At 54.2% G+C, this 17,556-nt stretch carries 13 protein-coding genes; 11 read left to right on the forward strand and 2 right to left on the reverse strand.

Annotation, left to right across the window (positions count from 1 at the left end):
- Positions 1 to 370 precede the first annotated feature (370 nt).
- From PMI38_RS05445 to PMI38_RS05470, 6 genes are all read left to right on the forward strand, one after another.
- Positions 371 to 1,759 (forward strand): MFS transporter, encoded by a 1,389-nt coding sequence (locus tag PMI38_RS05445; protein WP_008091553.1) that lies wholly within the window; start codon positions 371 to 373, stop codon positions 1,757 to 1,759.
- 60 nt (positions 1,760 to 1,819) lie between these two features.
- Positions 1,820 to 2,881 (forward strand): hydroxyacid dehydrogenase, encoded by a 1,062-nt coding sequence (locus PMI38_RS05450; protein WP_008091556.1) that lies wholly within the window; start codon positions 1,820 to 1,822, stop codon positions 2,879 to 2,881.
- Positions 2,882 to 3,110: 229 nt separating this feature from the next.
- A complete protein-coding gene (locus tag PMI38_RS05455) occupies positions 3,111 to 3,890 on the forward strand; it encodes an amidohydrolase family protein (protein WP_238540170.1) in 780 nt (259 codons plus the stop codon).
- Positions 3,891 to 4,409: 519 nt separating this feature from the next.
- Positions 4,410 to 8,228, forward strand: a complete 3,819-nt coding sequence (gene dsr1 / locus PMI38_RS05460; RefSeq protein WP_008091559.1) for an anti-phage defense-associated sirtuin Dsr1 — start codon at positions 4,410 to 4,412, stop codon at positions 8,226 to 8,228.
- A gap of 214 nt (positions 8,229 to 8,442) precedes the next feature.
- Positions 8,443 to 9,324 (forward strand): hypothetical protein, encoded by an 882-nt coding sequence (locus PMI38_RS26145; protein ID WP_008091560.1) that lies wholly within the window; start codon positions 8,443 to 8,445, stop codon positions 9,322 to 9,324.
- A gap of 57 nt (positions 9,325 to 9,381) precedes the next feature.
- Positions 9,382 to 11,100 (forward strand): hypothetical protein, encoded by a 1,719-nt coding sequence (locus PMI38_RS05470; protein WP_008091561.1) that lies wholly within the window; start codon positions 9,382 to 9,384, stop codon positions 11,098 to 11,100.
- 822 nt (positions 11,101 to 11,922) lie between these two features.
- Here PMI38_RS05470 and PMI38_RS05475 read toward each other — a convergent pair.
- Positions 11,923 to 12,156, reverse strand: coding sequence for a hypothetical protein (locus PMI38_RS05475; protein ID WP_008091562.1), 234 nt, complete (start codon positions 12,154 to 12,156; stop codon positions 11,923 to 11,925).
- 305 nt (positions 12,157 to 12,461) lie between these two features.
- On the opposite strand from PMI38_RS05475, the gene PMI38_RS05480 reads away from it, so the two are divergent.
- The 4 genes from PMI38_RS05480 (at position 12,462) to PMI38_RS27490 (ending at position 15,229) form a co-directional block, all read left to right on the forward strand.
- Positions 12,462 to 13,076 (forward strand): hypothetical protein, encoded by a 615-nt coding sequence (locus PMI38_RS05480; protein WP_008091563.1) that lies wholly within the window; start codon positions 12,462 to 12,464, stop codon positions 13,074 to 13,076.
- 143 nt (positions 13,077 to 13,219) lie between these two features.
- Positions 13,220 to 13,606: an AAA family ATPase gene (locus tag PMI38_RS27480; protein ID WP_008091564.1), complete on the forward strand. Its 387-nt coding sequence runs from the start codon at positions 13,220 to 13,222 to the stop codon at positions 13,604 to 13,606.
- A 10-nt stretch (positions 13,607 to 13,616) separates the two neighbouring features.
- Positions 13,617 to 14,729, forward strand: a complete 1,113-nt coding sequence (locus PMI38_RS27485; RefSeq protein ID WP_238540171.1) for an ATP-dependent nuclease — start codon at positions 13,617 to 13,619, stop codon at positions 14,727 to 14,729.
- 38 nt (positions 14,730 to 14,767) lie between these two features.
- Entirely contained in the window at positions 14,768 to 15,229 is a 462-nt protein-coding gene (locus PMI38_RS27490) for a hypothetical protein (RefSeq protein ID WP_008091569.1), read from the forward strand.
- 425 nt (positions 15,230 to 15,654) lie between these two features.
- Here the strand turns inward: PMI38_RS27490 and PMI38_RS05490 are convergent, their stop codons facing one another.
- Positions 15,655 to 16,215 carry a JAB domain-containing protein gene (locus PMI38_RS05490; RefSeq protein ID WP_008091571.1) on the reverse strand — a complete coding sequence of 187 codons (561 nt, stop codon included), beginning with the start codon at positions 16,213 to 16,215 and terminating at the stop codon, positions 15,655 to 15,657.
- Positions 16,216 to 16,344: 129 nt separating this feature from the next.
- Here PMI38_RS05490 and coaBC point away from each other — a divergent pair, with 129 nt between their 5' ends.
- A complete protein-coding gene (gene coaBC, locus PMI38_RS05495) occupies positions 16,345 to 17,556 on the forward strand; it encodes a bifunctional phosphopantothenoylcysteine decarboxylase/phosphopantothenate--cysteine ligase CoaBC (RefSeq protein ID WP_008091572.1) in 1,212 nt (403 codons plus the stop codon).

The raw sequence follows: 17,556 nt of genomic DNA on the forward strand, positions 1-17,556 counted from the left end.
TCGGAGGAGCCATGAGCCCCACCCCCCCAAAAACGGCTGACGCGCAACTGCCTGTATCTGCGCGCCTGTTTAGCAGTTCACGAACCTCCCGAATGGTTCGCCCTCTTTCGATGCTGTCATGGCCTGCTATCGCCGTGCCGAGGTTCAGTCATCGTCGACGCCCCGACCGCCATCCTCAGCATCTGCATCTTCTCGATCCGCCGACTTAGCACTTAAAGGCCTTGCGTCCTAAAGCGCACAGGCATTCGAACAATCAAGGTAAGGTCGCTAAATGCACGGGCTTAGGTCCGACGGCATGCTGTTGCCGTAAACAAACCAAGAGCGACCTGCTGATAACCCGCAACCGTTAATAATAAGAGCAGGTGAAAGCATGAGTAACGGTATCAACAACGCCCAAAAACCATCTCGGTTCCGGTGGGTCGTCGCCGGACTGTTCTTCTTGGTCTATACAGTCGCGTCGGCTGACAGAGCAAACCTCGGAGTGGCGCTCCCGTTTATCCGGGAAGAATATCCAATGACCAACGCCGAAGCAGGAGCGCTGCTCAGCGTATTCCTCTTGGCATACGCTTTGGCGCAAATTCCCTCCGGCTTCGCTTCAAGTCGTTATGGCGTAAGGAAGATTTTTTCCTTCTCCATGATCGCCACCTCCGTCTTCACGGCCTTAATGGGCACCGTCAGTTCGGTTGTGGGCCTTAAAATTTGTAGGTTCTTGCTCGGAATTGCCGAGGGGCCTCTGCCGATTGGCATCGCCTCGACGATCAACAACTGGTTCCCGGGCAAGGAAAAGGGCACGGCGACAGGCATTTTCCTAGCCGCCGTCAAATTCGGTCCAGTCTTGGTCCCACCGCTTTGCGTGGCTATCGTTGCGATGTGGGGTTGGCGCGAAATTTTCTACTTCTTCGCCATTCCAGGGGTCATCTTGGCGATCATGTGGTATTTCCTAGTTACCAATCAGCCGTCGGAAAGCAAATTCGTAAACTCCAAGGAGCTCGAATACATCGCCGATGAAGCTAACAACGTTATTAGCCATCAAGACAAAGCTGCACGCCGGGACTTCAAAAAGCTCGACAAATTTATCCGTGTCACGCCGGTAGAACCCATTTCTACTAGCAAGGGCCTTTTCCGCTCTTGGAACGTCATCGGCTGCTCACTTGGCTACAGCTTTCAGGTCGGCATCTCTATGATCCTTCTGTCGTGGATCCCTACCTATCTTGTGAGCGTCAAAAACTTCTCGATCATGAACATGGGGTTCGTGGCCGCGGCGCCTTGGGTAGGCGCTATTTTCGGCAATCTGCTGGGCGGCATCCTTTCCGACCGCCTTCTGGGCAAGCGTCGGAAGCCGGGCATGATGCTCTCTGCTCTGGCAACGGCCGGGATGATGTACGCCTTGATCAACTCGCCCAACGATCCGCTTCTCTACGCAGGGCTGATGTTCCTCACGGGCACGCTCATCAGCATCGGCTATTCATCCTACATGGTTTACCCGATGGGTTTGGCCTCGAAGAAGGTATTCCCTGTGGCGAGCTCGATCGTTAACACGGGTGGACAGCTTGGCGGGGCAGCAGCGCCATTCCTCGTGGGATTGCTTCTCGACAGCTACGGCTGGTCCCAAGTGTTTCTGTGCATGGCGATCGCATCGTTCGTCAGCTTCCTAATTCTGCTCACTATTAAAGAGCCCGTTCCCGCAGCTGCTGTTATCACTTTGGACGCAGACGCCACCACTCAACATCAAGCTGAGCTGAAACCGTCCAATACCTAGTTGGTTTGAGCCGACTGCGAGCGACTGTTACTGGTTTGCTTCACCACAGAGGATTTTTAAATGACTGCCGCTTTCAAGGCACGGGTGTGCCGCCTGGATCTCTGGATCAACCCCATCTTTGACGAAACGCTGGCACGCAATGCCAACGTCGATCTACAGATTGCATCCCGAGATCCAGAGGACTCGGACACGGCTAATGCGTTAGCACAAAGCCATGGGTACCACGTTTGCGCAGCTAAAGATGATCTGCCCAAGCGCTGGTGGGTGACTGAAGCGTTGATCAAGTCTTGCCCCAACCTCCTCTGTGTGTCGGCGGGTGGGGCCGGATACGACACAGTGGACGTCGATGCTTGCACTGCTGCAGGCATCCCTGTCGTGAATCAGGCTGGTGCGAATGCCCACTCGGTGGCAGAGCACACATTCGCCCTACTTCTGGCTGTGGTCAAACGTGTGGTTGAGTCCGATAGAAAGCTCAGGACCGAAACCGGCTTCACACGCGAAGATCTGATGGGGGATGAAATTCACGGAGCCACGTTCGGCATCATCGGTATCGGTGAAATTGGTACCCGTACGGCAAACGTCGCGAAGGGTTTCGGTTTGGAGGTTTTGGCCTACGATCCCCATCTGACTCCGGATGAAATCCGGTCACGTGGGGCAGAGCCGGTTAGCCTGGAGGACCTTCTGCAGCGCAGTGACTTCGTCTCGCTGCACTGCCCACTGAACTCTCAAACCAGGCATATGATCGGCGCTGATGCATTCGCAATGATGAAGCCGGGTTCGGTGTTTATCTCCACCGCTCGGGGTGGAATTCATGATGAAGCCGCCTTGTACGAAGCGCTTAAAACCGGGCACCTGCGAGGTGCTGGTTTGGACGTTTGGGAAGTTGAACCACCACGCCATGAGGCCCCGCTTCTCAGCCTCAGCAATGTCGTTGCGACCTTCCATACCGCAGGGGTGAGTCATGGCGGACGTCGCAACGTCGCGCGCTCTTCCGCAGAGCAGCTGATTTCCATGCTCGAAGGCACTAGACCTCCCCATCTGCTAAATCCTGAGGTCTGGGACCGGTTCCTGTCGCGGCGCTCAGAAGTTCTAGGGCGGCTAGAGCAGCCCGAGGCTGTGTAAGTAACTTTGAGCCCCCGCATGGACGGTCATTGTCAGTGCGGGGACTGACGTAAAGCTCGACCTCAATTTCACTGGATGACTCATGAGCCTCACGCGACGGCATTTCGTAGCGGCTTCGGCCTCACTTTTAGGATTCGCAGCCGCAGGGCAAAGTTTGGCTGCTGTCCCCTGGTCTACAGGCGAGCAACCGCCCAGACTAAAATTTCCCTCCGGTAGCGTCGACTGTCATATGCACCTGTTCGACGACCGCGTCCCTCCCGTACCAAATGCCAAGCTTCGACCACCGAATGCTACCCTTGCTGACTACCAGCAGCTTCAGGAGCGTCTGGGGGTTCATCGGATGGTAATAGTTACGCCTTCGACCTACGGCTTTAACAATCAGGTGCTGATGGACGGCTTGGAAGCCAGTAACGGCAACGCTCGCGGGGTCGCTGTAATCGAGCCGACTATCACCGATTACGATCTACAAAAGATGCATGCCGCCGGGGTACGCGGCGTTCGCATCAATTTGAGCTTTGGTGGAGCTGGCATCGAATATCTTGAGCCCTTAGCTGCTCGAGTGAATGAACTGGGGTGGCATGTTCAGTTTGTATCCCCAGGGAAGGCGTTGCCCGGCTTAGAAGCGCGATTGCGCAAGCTCCCCGGTACTGTGGTCATCGATCACTTAGGCGAAGTAGAGCAACCTGGCGGCTTTGACTCTGAACCGTTCAAGGTATTGCAGCGTTTGCTGGATACGGACAAGGTGTGGATCAAGCTATCGGGCGCCTACATCAGCTCTGCTGTCGGAGCCCCTTCGTACGAGGATTATGGACAGCTGGCAGGGCTTCTTGTTGCAAAACGCCCTGATCGTTTCGTATGGGGATCTGATTGGCCGCACGTCACTGAAAAAGGGTCTAAGCCAGACGATGCACTCCTGGCGGACTTACTTCTTGGATGGATACCGTCTGAATCAATTCGGAATCAGATATTGTCGTTGAACCCGAGCAAGCTGTATGGCTTTCCCACATAGTTCAACAGGATTCGCAAGGCTGCGGACTCTAGATCAAGCCCGTCCATGCGAGGTTTGATAGGCCAGGTTATTGCTATCTCAGGAGCGTTCGCCGTTCTAACAAGCCTCTCGATCACCTGATGCATTCCGTTAACTTGTTGAGCAATGTTCGCTTTGGGTCGAAAGCAGACAGTCGCGAGTGGCCGCAATCGACCCATTGCTGCCTCTCGTGACGGGTAGCAATAGTGGACTCCTGTCATCTAGCTATGGTCTCGGTCCGGCATGATAAAGTTCTCGTGGAAATCATTTTTGAAGTCCAGGAATGCTCAACGCATTGCGATGTTCCATAGCCTCTGAGATTGAACGAGCAGAGCATGCGGTGGGCGACTGGCCTGTGTACGGCTAAGCCTTAGTCTCATCTTCTAGATATTCCGGATGGCAACATTCTGCTAGCGTCCTTCGATGGTAAAAACAGGCCTCCCGTGCTAAACAGGTCATCGATAGATGGCTTGCCGCCATCAGGCGCTAGGTGGAGCAGGGATGCAATTTGTAACGAACGGTCCGGATATCCCAGACGAGCTGCTTCAGGCTCATGAAGAGGGAAGGGTAGTTTTCTTTTGCGGAGCGGGTATCTCCTATCCAGCTGGGCTCCTGGATTTCAAAGGATTAGTACAGCTCATTTACAAAGAGGCGCTGACCAATTTCGACAGCGCAGAGCAGAAGGCCTTCGAGAACTATCAGTTCGATGCCACCCTGGATCTTCTTGAGCGGCGCTTGCCGAACGGGCGGGCCGCCGTTCGAGAGGCGCTGGCACGGGCACTAAAGCCCAATCTTCGGCGCAAAGGGGCAACAGACACGCACGCAGCGTTACTGAACTTGGGGAGGTGTCGGACCGGTGCGCTGCGTCTTGTCACAACAAATTTCGATCGAGTCTTCGATGCCGCAGCGCGGCGCACAAAGCAGCCCTTCAGTTCATACTCTGCGCCGATGCTTCCGCTTCCTAAAAATAGTCGCTGGGATGGGATTGTTTACCTGCACGGCTTGCTGCCGAGTAAACCTACCGTGTACGAACTCAACCGACTCGTTATCACAAGCGGTGACTTCGGGCTTGCGTACCTGACTGAGCGTTGGGCAGCCCGATTCGTAAGTGAGCTATTCCGCAACTACGTGGTTTGCTTCGTCGGATACAGTGTCAGTGATCCCGTTCTGCGCTACATGATGGATGCGTTGGCGGCTGATCGTATGCTTGGCGAAATCACTCCCCAAGCATGGGCATTCGGGTCATGTAGTCCTGGGGATGAAAGCCAGAAGACTGCCGAGTGGAAGGCCAAAGGCGTAGCTCCCATTCTATATCACACCCAACCTGGGGCTAACTCACATAGAGGGTTGCATCAGACTCTTAAAGCTTGGGCTGAGACGTATAAGGATGGGACGACTGGAAAGGAGCGGATCGTAACCACCCACGCTCTTTCAAAGCCCTCAGCTAGCACTCGGCAGGATGATTTTGTCGGACGTATGATGTGGGCACTCTCCGATAGGTCAGGGATACCGGCGCGTAGGTTTGCAGATTTCAACCCCGCACCGTCCTTAGAGTGGCTGTTGGACGCGTTCAGTGATCCACGTTACAGCCACTCAGATCTTGGGCGCTTTGGGATTCCTGCCCACCCGGAGCCTGATACGAAGCTCAACTTCAGTCTGGTTCAAAGGCCAACTCCGTATCATTTGGCAGCGCCGATGACGCTCCTGGGAGGGCGTTCGGGTTACTGGGATGATGTAATGTTCCATATAGCTCGATGGCTTGTGAGGCATCTCGATGATCCGGACCTCTTACTTTGGCTCTCTGCCCGAGGGGCCTGCATTCATGAGCGTCTTGCATTTCTCATCCAGGATAAATTGGGGCAGCTAGCCAAGCTTGAGAACCAAGGGAACACCTCTGAGTTAAATGCCATCCGGAAAAGCTCCCCGAGGGCTGTGCCAAGACCTCTCATGCGCAAGCTGTGGGGGCTATTCCTAGCTGAGCGGATCAAGTCGCCTTGGAGGGAGCTGGATCTTTACAGCTGGGCCGAGCGATTAAAACGGGATGGATTGACTGCAAGCCTTCGACTACAACTGCGGATGTTGCTTTCACCCGTGGTTGCCATATCCAAGCCATTTCGATTGTCGGACGATGTGGACGTCTCAACAACCAATCTGCACCATCTAGTGAATTGGGAGTTGGTATTAAGCTCTGATCATGTGAGATCCACGCTCTCCGAATCTTCTGCTGGAGAGTGGTCGTCGGCCTTGCCATTGCTTCTTGAAGATTTCCAAGTATTGCTTCGTGATGCCTTGGACCTTTTGCAGGAATTAGGGAGTGCTGACTCCTCTGAGGATCGTTCATTCTGGGATCTGCCTTCGGTTAGCCATCATTGGCAGAACCGCGGCTTCCGCGAATGGGTGGTCCTCATTGAGCTGCTCCGGGATTCGTGGTTGGCCAATTTCGGAGAGCATCCTGAATCTGCCGCGAAGACCGCGCGCGGTTGGTTTGAAATTCCGTACCCTACTTTCAAGCGTTTGGCGTTCTTTGCAGCGAGTCAGGATGGCGCTATTCCCTCAGAAGAGTGGGCCAAATGGCTAGTAATAGAGAATGGGCGCTGGTTGTGGTCAATCTCCACGAAACGAGAGGTGTATCGCTTGCTTGTGTTGCAAGGGCAGAGGCTACCCCTGGCGGCTCAAGAAATGCTGGAGGCGGCGGTGTTGCTCGGGCCTCCAAGAGAAAATTTCTTAGAGGACATTACTGACGAACACTACCAACAGCGTGTAGACCATGCGGTTTGGAGGACCTTGGCGAAGCTCCGATTGGGTGGGGTTATCCTCGGTATTCGAGCTCAGCAACGGTTTGATGAGTTATCTGCGGCTTACCCGCATCTGCGCTTGGCGGAAAACGAGAGCGATGAGTTTTCTCATTGGATGAGCGGCACCGGAGATCCCGATTATGAGGATCAACGAGTCATCAGGCTTGCGCCTTATAAGCGTGAAGCGCTCGTTCAATGGCTGCGAAATCCCCCAGCCGAAAATGAATTCTTCGACCAGGACACCTGGCGGGAAGTCTGTAAAAAACATCTTCTCAACAGCCTCTATGCTCTGGCGGACCTAGCGAAGGAGGGACAGTGGCTTACGAGGCGTTGGCGGGAGGCTCTCCAGGCATGGAGTGAGACAGGTGTTGCTCGGAAATCGTGGCGTCACGTCGCGCCATGGATTGAAGCCATGCCGGATGAGGTTCTTTCCGAAGCCATCTACGATGTCACACGTTGGCTTGACGAGGTGTCCAAATCCAGTTTTGAAGGCCTCGCAGTATTCTTGAGGATTTGCCGCAGAGTCATGGGGCTGCCTCTTGATGCGGATACGGGCATGACCAGTAATGGCGAACCGATCAATCAGCCGGTTACCGAAGCTATCAACCATCCGATTGGCCACGTAACCGAAGCACTGCTGAATATATGGCAGAAATCTGAGCTTAGCGATGGCGATAGACTCCCAGAGGAGATCAATCTGTTATTCACGGAGCTATGTGACACAGGAGTGGAGAGATACCGTCATGGCAGGGTTTTGCTCGCGTCAAGACTCATCTCCCTGTTCAGAGTTGATGAGGCCTGGACAAGAGCTAATCTACTTCCACTTTTCAGCTGGGTTAACCATTCAGCCGAAGCTAGAAGGGCGTGGGAGGGGTTCCTTTGGTCGCCGCGTCTATATCGCCCGCTTCTCTTGGCTTTCAAGGATGATTTCCTCGATACCGCTGGCCATTACGAGGATTTAGGGGAGCACGATGAACAGTTCGCTGCGATTTTCACCTATGCAGCTCTAGGCCCCCTTGAAGGATATAGCTCAGAGGAATTCCGTCTCGCTTTTGCCGCTTTTCCTTTGAAGGCTTTACAAGATTGTGCTCAATCCCTTTCGCAAGCGCTGGAGGGGGCAGGGGAACAGCGGGAGGAGTACTGGCAGAATCGGATTTTGCCCTTCTGGCAACATGTTTGGCCAAAATCTCAAGAGCTAGTGACACCTACCATCGCTGAGTCATTGATACGAATGTCCATTGCGGCTGGGAACGAATTCCCTGCCGCTTTGGAGGCCGTCTACGATTGGCTGGTCCCCACAGAGCATATGCATTATGCCGTGCATAGGCTACGCGAGTCCGGACTATGCACCGCGTTCCCGGCGGATGCATTGCGTCTGCTGGCGGCGGTGGTGGACGATCAAGCTTGGCTATCTCCTGATCTTTGTCCATGTTTGGAAGAAATTATTCAGGCGCAGGCGCGGTTATCTGACAGTGCAGAGTACCTCAGGCTGGCTGAGTATGCGCGTCGTCATGGAATGCTTTGACTGAGGAACGTCTCTGACCGGCGGGCTGTGTGAATTGATAATGTGAGAACGGTGGATTGCCTCTAGCTTGGTGGACAGGTGGAACGACCGCTTGTGGCCGGTAGCCGCCATTCGCGAGGGACAGCTTTCCACCCAAAGCAGCCCTCCATAGATTTCTGCTGTCGGCCAAGAGCAGAAGTCGAATCACCGGAGAATCAAACACGGAGTTGATGTATTGAGCGACTACTGCATCTATTTAGATGGCCCCAGTGCAGATCTGAGCAAAGAGCACATCATCCCGATGTCGCTCGGGGGGCTCGACGGCTTCTGCATTCAGGCAGATAGGCAGTTCAATAATGCCGTGGGATCAAAAGTCGATGGCGCTGTGGCCAATGACTTTTTGGTGCTTTTTAACCGAGACAAGGCGAATGCCAAAGGTCACTCGGGAGCCCAGCCGCAGCCAGTAGCCCGCCGAGCGACACTGATTGACGGCTCCCCCGTACAAATAACTTTTTCAAAAAGCGGCTTACAGATTTACGACTTAAAGCAACGTAAATATGTGGAAAAAGGGGAGCGCCGAGGAGGCCAGGTAAAAATCGATGGCCTAAAGCTGGATCTAAACGCAGACATCAAATTTGTGGCAAAGGTAGCTCTGGCCGCGGGTTTCTATGCATATGGAGATCTGTTTCGAAAAGGCGTCATGCATTCAGAAGCCCGCAAGATAGTAAACGCTAGTTCTCTGGCTGATATTCGGCCAGATGTCAGGCTTTACACCCGCTTCCAAAGCGAGCAAGAGCTACACGATCCAAGCAATTTACAAATGTTCAAAATGATTGTGCAGCAAAGCAGTTGCTCCTGTGTGCTCATTATTCCTGGCAAGGACTGCTTTGGGGTAGTGGTCGGTGTACTTGGCGAGTTTATGGGAATGATTAACATGCCAGCTGATACCGCCGGATTTCCAAATAAAGGCGACTATGATCTTGGGCACTGCATATTTTTGCAGAATGGGGAGGTGAAGCGCATGTCGTTTCGCCGCGTGATAACGACTTTGACAGAGTACTTGGAAGGAATAGACGACAGCGTTATGACAAGGCAAGAGTTCCAGACTCCTGAGTAGTTTCTGAGGCAGGAACCGCTTAATGGCGCTGAGCCACTGAGTAATATTGGAGGTCGTATGCTTCAGATTGCCACTGGCAAGCTCTTCAGTCTCCCCGTAGGGAGAGAAAATTTGTTACGCGGCATGTTTTATACCAACGCCAATCTAGCGCCTGAGGTTGTAGTAGAAACGGCAGCAGGAAAGCTGGTGCCATCTTCAATAAGTTCGATTCAGCCGACTGTAGTCGTCTATGAGATGCAGGAAAGGATAGAGGCACAGGAGGAGGGGCCAGGAGTACTCGTGTCCTGTGGCGCTGAACCCTACCTAAGCGATTTTGCAATTGTGGCTTCATTCGCGCTGAATTGCGTATGTTCACCAGATATCGATCTCGCTCGGCGCCTGACCAGTGGGAAAAAGGGCCTAGCAACTCGTGCATCTCCGCATCAATTTGTTAGCCGCTTCTTCGAGCCAGAGCTTTGGTGTAAGCCTGAGGAAGTGGCTTTCTTTCAAGAGTTTGTTGGCCAGCTAATCGGTTTGCCGCGTCAGACCTATCGCGGTGTGATGAGAGCGATCCGGACGTACATAAACGGTATGCATCGGATCGCGGATGACCTGGAGTTGGCGTACACGCTGCTGGTGGCATCGGTAGAGTCGCTAGCGCAGGATTTTGATGGTCATGTAAGCGATTGGGCCTCTTACGACCAGCGCAAGCGGCAAGCGGTTGACGACGCTTTGACAGGTGCGGACAAAGCGTTGGGACAAAGGGTTCGGGATGCGCTGATGAAAGTGGAGCATACGGCGTTGGCACGCCGCTTCCGCGAGTTCGCGATTGCTTATACACCTCCCGAATATTTTCGCGACGTAACGTTAGTCCCAGGCCAGGCGCTTTCTAGCACCGACATTGCCGAGGCCTTGTCCATGGCCTATCAGGCCCGCTCTAAATATGTACATCAGCTCATGCTACTACCTAGCGTAGTTGTGCTTGGTCATGGCTATGGTGAAACAGTGCTTCACGAACGCCAGGCTTATCTAACCCTCCAAGGGTTATCCCGATTGATGCGTAACGTGATTATTAAATTCGTAGCTAGTCAGCCATCCCTAGATCGAGAGCCATACCCTGGTTACTACTTGGAGAGGACCAACATCGTTCAACTGCGAATGGCCCCTCAGTATTGGGTGGGTAATGAGGAAGGAGACTTACTGGCTGCTGGGCGAAGCAAGCTTGAGGGCTTTTTAGAGCAATTGGTTTCTTGCCAGTTGGGTGAGGAGGGTGCGGTGCTTACAGACTTGCGCCCGGTCTTGAGTGCGGTAGCTCATGATGTGTTGGGCGCTAAGAGAGACCCGCGTTTACCGTACCTGGCGCTCTATACACTCTTTAACATGGTGGTCCCTGTGGAGCAGAAGGCGCCTGTATCTGAGAAGATGGAAAAGCTGATCCATCAAGACCTATCGCAGCCTTCACCGGAAGCTCTCCTAGTACACACGGTCGCAGGTAAGGCTCCTGTATGGACCTTGGAGGTACACGATCAAACCATCAAGACTTATTTCAAACGACGTGGCTCTCCTAGTGGAATACGTTTCCCACGATTTTATGAAGCAGCAATTTCACTGGATTTAGCAGAGCGGTACCGGATGGCGGACGATATGGTGAACTGCCGTCGGCTGGTAGCGCTCGCAGTGGAGAGTCACCCTGGGCATCAGCGCTTACTTGAGTTGGAAACCAGTATCGTCCCGGACACACCAATCCTTGGTGCTGATGTTCTGCTGCCTTGCTCGGAACCCGGCACCGCTGACTGATCAAAGCCACAACGAGTCTATGGTCGAAAAGTTGCCATTGCCGATACGGCTGCTTTTGGCCGATTGCTGCCCTTCGCGAGAGGCAGCTATGGGTCGAAAGCGGTCATTCGCGACCGACCGCTTTCGATCCCAAACCCCCGGCTGTTGTGAGGAATCTGAGCCTTTCATCGCATGTGATTGAACGAGCTTACCTCCTCGGGTAACGTCGTAGCGGAGGACTGCAACCGCGCATTCGTCGTGACTGGGTACCAGCAAAGGCCCCCCGGCGTTTTTGGCAGCTGAGAAAGCTGGTTTCTCTGAAGTAGTGACGACAGGCCTAGCCTGTCGGATTCTGAACCCAAGGTCATTAGACTGGGAGCTAAAGGATCGCTGCGACTACTCCTCGGACATATTGAAAAGGCACCCGTGGGTGCCTTTTTTTTGCGCTCGTTGTTGCTGGGGCTGTCAGTACCAACCTAGGTAGAATCGACGCTGAGGTTGCAGATGACGATCCGCCGTTTTGGATGCATCAGCTTATTTGTGAGTGCGGTAGGCAATTCTCATTTTTTCTGTGAAATTTCTACTGATGAGCCACAGAAAAGATGCAACTTTAGCTGAAAACACTGGACCGCAGATGTCAGCTTTTTTGTGAGCCTACACCTCCCGGCAAGGCTAGGGTCAAGGTTATGGGTTTAGGTTACCCAGACAGAAGGCAAGGCAGACAAGACCCGCGTGCTTCATATCGGCGATCGCTCTCAACACATTGATCCCCTCAGGCAACAAAAAGGCCTCCGCACCTTTGGCCACGGAGGCCTCGCTTCCACATTGGGGACAGGCCCAAGCCTACTCGGCTTCCTGAAGTACCAGCTCAAACTGAGTCAGCTCGCCAGGCGGGTCATTTCGGGTCAGGGTCAGGCCTTCACGCTTACCCCGCGGCTTACCGTTGTAGTGAAACACCTCTCCCTCCATGTAGCCGACTTCCCAGGTCCCTTCGAAGTAGCGGCCCTTTCGCAGCTCCCCTACCCTCGCCCCCTGATAATTCACATCGTAGTTAGCCTGCGGATCGTAGTGAGTCACGGGTACTGCTCCTTAATGTATTGGCATGGCGAGTGTAGCCGGGCTCGGGGCTTACCCTGAAGAAAGGGGCTGGTGTCGGAACTCTCTAGGTACGGATCAGATCGATCAACTCTGCATTCAGTGCTCACACCATCCCCCAGGCGGACATGGTGACCCAGCTAAACGGCTCAGGCGCCGGGCCCCTACCCTTATGAAGACCGGACGCAATGCTCTGAAAAATAGCCACTCGACGGGCGATCAGCCGGTGATGCAAGATCCTAGCGCGAGTGTTCAGTCACAGTGGATTGTGGATTTGGGGAGGCATATTGAATACGAAGCTCATTGCAACAGGAGCGGTACAGGACCTGGAAGAATTGCTTTATCACTTTCCGTTGGCGAGTGTGATTAGAGAGCAAGTCAGCTTGGCGGAACGGGCTCAGGAGGAACATTCGGACCACCTACGGAGAATCGGTGATCCAGGTCGGCGCTTCTGGGACACTCCCGCAGAGCTGCTGTATGACGAGGTAGGGATTCACCTTGGAGCGATGTTCGTTCTACTACAAGCGGGCATCACTGAGACCATTTCTATTGTAAACCGCATCTACATTTTAGACGGCAACGCAAAAAACAAAACGCCCATTCTTCGTCTAGAAGCAACAACGAGCGCTTCGGGGCTCAGCTATCAGGAAATCGCTAACGCAGCCGCGAACTATTTCAAGCACCGCCATGAGTGGCCCCAGAATTGGGCGGACGCAAAATCACTCTCGAAAAAAACCATAGAACTGGTTTCGAGAATAGGGATGTCTGCTAGCAATGACCTCGCTGACAACCTGTACTACGCATTAGGTGCGATCACCGACCGAGCAAATGCGAAGGCATTGCCAACCCTTGTAGTCGAAGATTGGCGACTGAAGCTTGCCGCTCGACTGCGCGGTGACTAACTAAGCTCAGCACCTTAGGGAAGGTTAGGCGTCGTCGCTCGAAATGAATCAAGGCCTTTTGCCAGCACACGGTTTGAGGTAGCCTCGGTGATTGCCAACCGATGGGTAGATGGCAAGGCCAACAGAATGATTAAGGAAGAAGTATGCGGCTAATTAAAGCAAGGGTGCAAAATTATCGCAGCATCATCGATACGGGAGAGTTCGAGGTTGAGAACCTTAAAACCATTCTGGTTGGCCCGAATGAAGCGGGCAAGACCGCTATACTGCAAGCCCTGCAACAGTTAAACCCTCCAGCGAAAGCACCAAAATTTAACGTACTACGCGACTACCCTCGCTCTAAGTACCATAAAATTTCGCGCAAGGAAGTTGATGCCGAAAACGTGGAAGTCGTTAGAGGTACATTTTCACTTAGCGATGAAGAAATATCTAATGCACCTGATCGCCTAAAGGGAAAAGAGCTAAAATATATCTTTTATCGCAAAATGAACAACGGGGGGGGTGCACTGGATCGAAGGCGTAGCACACCCTAACTATCTAAGCGTGAAAAAAGATCTCATGCGGATGGTGGCTCACCTCGACAGAGAGATCCCAGAAGGCCAGCCAAAGGCCAGTTCAGATAGCTTGGCGAAAATAACTGGAGACTCCGCTGACTCAAAGAGCCTGTACGAACTCGCACCTGCGCTTATAACGTGGTTAGACACAGTCTATACCAAGGTTGATGAAAAAAACGCAGATGAAGAAAGCCGCTGGCAGCGCTTGAAGGACGAGTGTGACTACGCACTCCAATACGCAAAATTCATGGAATATCTGGATGCGAATAAGCCTACATTTGTACTGTACAGTAATTATTTTCGAGTAAAACCGCTTCTCCATCTTGCTAATTTGGCGGAGAGAATCAGAACCAACGTCCTTCAAGATGATGCTTACGATTACGGTAACATTTGCTTATTGAATCTTCTTGGCTTCTCGGCCAAAGAGCTCTCTGACCTAGGCCGAGCAGAAGAGCCAGCGAGCAATACCACTGAGCTTGACAAATATCGTGAAAAGCTAGACCGACGAGCTTATCAATTGAACTCGGCGAGCGTTGAACTTACCCAACAGATTGTCAAAGTCTGGAATCCGAGTAAAAATGAGCAAGAGGTCAGCAAGCTCAGGATCAGCGCAGACGGTCAATATCTAAAAGTTGTCGTAGAGGACAGTATCGGGGTCGAAGTAGAGTTAGATCAAAGGTCAGAGGGTTTCCAATGGCTAGTGTCCTTCTTCATCGTGTTCTTTTCTGAGGCGAAGGGAAAGCATGCGAACACAGTTCTTCTTTTGGACGAGCCAGGTGTAAGCCTCCATGCGTTGAAACAACGAGAATTCCGCAGGACGATTTCTCAGTTAGCTGAAGACAACCAAACTATCTATTCGACACACTCACCTTTCATGGTGGGGCCAGACGAACTAGACATCGTTAGAGTTGTCGAATTAGCAGACCGTGCCACCGGCACCAAAGTGCACACTACGTTATCCTCTACCGATCCCGCAGCGATTCTGCCGTTGCAGGAGGCTCTCGGTTACGACTTGGCACAGAGCCTTTTTTCCAGTCAACGCAACCTTATTCTAGAGGGGTTAACGGTTACTGGTATATCGAGGCGATTTCAGGGCTACTGAAAGATGGTAACAAAGTTGCCCTCCACGACAAAGTAGCAATGGTTCCAGCCAATACAGCCAGCAAGGTTGTGTACTTTGCCACAATCTTGGTCGCTCAAAATCTGAAAGTAGCAGCGCTGCTCGACTCCGACAACGCAGGGGACCAGGCAGCTAAGCAGGAGGTTTTGGTCCATCGTCTGGGAGCGAAAAAGATCCTTCGGACTACCGACTTCACCAACCCCACCATTGCCCGGGCAGAAATCGAAGACCTCGTTCGAGCCACATTGATCAACGTTGCAAAAACAGAGCTTCAGTGGGATATCGAAGCTGAGGCGACCGCAGCATCTGACCGTCCGATTGTGGACATTTTTACGAAAAAGTATGGTAATGCTTTCTCTAAATATAAATTATCCAAAGCATTCTTGCGCTGGGCGAGGGACCACAGCGTTGATGACCTCAGCGCAGACGAAATTGCCAATTGCTCTAACCTCATCACCGCGATTAACAACGCCTTAAAGTGAGAGATCCATTGCGCTCCGGCGGCCGAGCCGCTCGGAGCTCAGGAGCAAGCCTCAGCGCTTTAAAGTGACGCTAATGGCGTACAGGAATGGGCAACCGAATGCTATCAGCCCCTGGTGCTCAGGCAGAATGACCGGTTTCACCGGCCTTGGTGTTAACCACTTTTTTTAACTGTAAACCACGGTGGTTTACAGTTAAAAAAAGTGGTTAACAAGCTCCCTACGCTGTCGTAGCAGCTTGATCCGGCCTCCTTGAAAACATGGAAGTAGAGAAGCACGCTTGGCGGGGGAGGTCAGGATCGATCGGTGACTGGCCGCCACAAGAACAGCGTTTCACCGCCCTCCTCTGTCCAGGTGAGGAAAGCCGAGGTGCAACAAATGGTGATGAAACATCAGATCGAGCAAAGAACCAATGAAATGGCTCTGTCTCAGGTATTAGGCAAAGCCGCAACACGTTGCTTGACACCATAACCCGTCAGAATCAGGGCCGCCGCGTTATGCATCAACGCACGGCGCACCACTTCGCGCGGGTAGATGCTGGCCCGGTCGATCGTCCCCCTGAACAGGATTTCGAAAGCCAGCGGTCGGTGCTTGCTGTCCAGAAACAGGCAGCCGAACACTTCGCTGGCCTCGTGGCGCAGCATGGCCTTGAGATAACGCCGCACCGCCGCCGGGCTTTCCAGAGCCGCGGTGCGCTCGATGCCCTCATCCAGGTAACGCCGGCCGATCTCCAGCAATGCCTGCAGCTGGGCGTACTTCACCGGCCCCAAGCCAGGCTCGCGCAGAACGGCTTCACGATCCGCCTCCAGAAACTGCCTGAGGCCACCAAAACGCACCAGTAACCCACGCGCCAGGTCCAGCACGTTGCGGCCGGCAACCCCCGAGCCCAGCAACACGGCTACCAGCTCGGCATCCGACAACACAGCCGCCCCGCGCAGCAGCAACTTCTCCCGCGGCCGCTCATCCGCCGGCCATTCCCTGATATTCATCCTTGCTCCTTTGCCCCCACTACGGCACGTTTCGGCCCTGTGTTAATCTATTTCGCCTCGTACATGCGACGTTCTGCCGCAGGCAGTATTTTTCGTCGCCGCCCGCTCTCACTGGAAAAAGGCAAGCCTATGCAGCGGCTGTATCGCAAGCGCATCGTTCTCGGCGTAGGGGGTGGCATTGCCGCCTACAAGAGTGCCGAGCTGATTCGCCGACTCCTGGAGCACGGCGCGCAGGTGCGCGTCGTAATGACCCGTGGTGGTGCTGAGTTCATCACCCCGCTGACCCTGCAGGCGCTGTCCGGACACCCGGTGCACATGGATCTGCTCGACCCCGCCGCCGAAGCGGCCATGGGTCATATCGAACTGGCCAAGTGGGCCGACCTGGTACTCATCGCCCCCGCCACCGCCGACCTCATGGCGCGCATGGCCCAAGGCATGGCCGACGACCTGCTGACCACCCTGGTGCTGGCCACCGATGCCACCGTGGCCGTGGCGCCCGCCATGAACCAGGCCATGTGGCGCGACCCTGCTACCCAGGCCAACCTCGAACTGCTCAAGAGCCGTGGCATCCAGGTATTCGGCCCGGCCTCCGGCAGCCAGGCCTGTGGCGACGTGGGCCTGGGCCGCATGCTCGAAGCCACCGACCTGGCCTGGTGTGCCGCCGAAAGCTTCCAGCGCCAGGCGCTGACCGGCAAGCATGTGCTGATTACCGCCGGCCCGACCCAGGAAAACATCGACCCGGTGCGCTACATCACCAATCATAGCTCCGGGAAGATGGGCTTCGCCCTGGCCGAAGCGGCCGCCGAAGCCGGGGCTCGGGTGACCCTCGTCACTGGCCCTGTGCACCTGCCGACACCCGACCGGGTCACGCGGATCGACGTGGTCAGCGCGCGGGACATGCTCGCAGCCTGTGAAGCCGCCATGCCGTGTGACCTGTTCATCGCCTCGGCAGCGGTCGCGGACTACCGCCCAGAGGTCGTCGCCACGCAAAAGCTGAAGAAGGATCCTACGACCGGCGACGGCATGCTGCTGCAGATGGTGCGCAATCCCGATATCCTTGCCACCCTCGCTGGCCGCGACGACCGCCCGTTCAGCGTCGGCTTCGCCGCCGAGACCGAACACTTGCTCGATTACGCCACACGCAAGCTCAAGGACAAGAACCTCGACCTGATCGTCGCCAATGATGTGGCCAACCCCAGCATCGGCTTCAACAGTGAGGAGAATGCCCTGACCGTGATCGACCGCCAGCAGCACCAGACCCTCTTCGCGCAGACCAGCAAGGGCAAGATCGCCCGGCAACTGGTCGCCTTCATCGCCGAACGGCTCAATCAGGTTCAATAA

Source organism: Pseudomonas sp. GM84 (assembly GCF_000282535.1).
Classification (GTDB): Bacteria; Pseudomonadota; Gammaproteobacteria; order Pseudomonadales; family Pseudomonadaceae; genus Aquipseudomonas.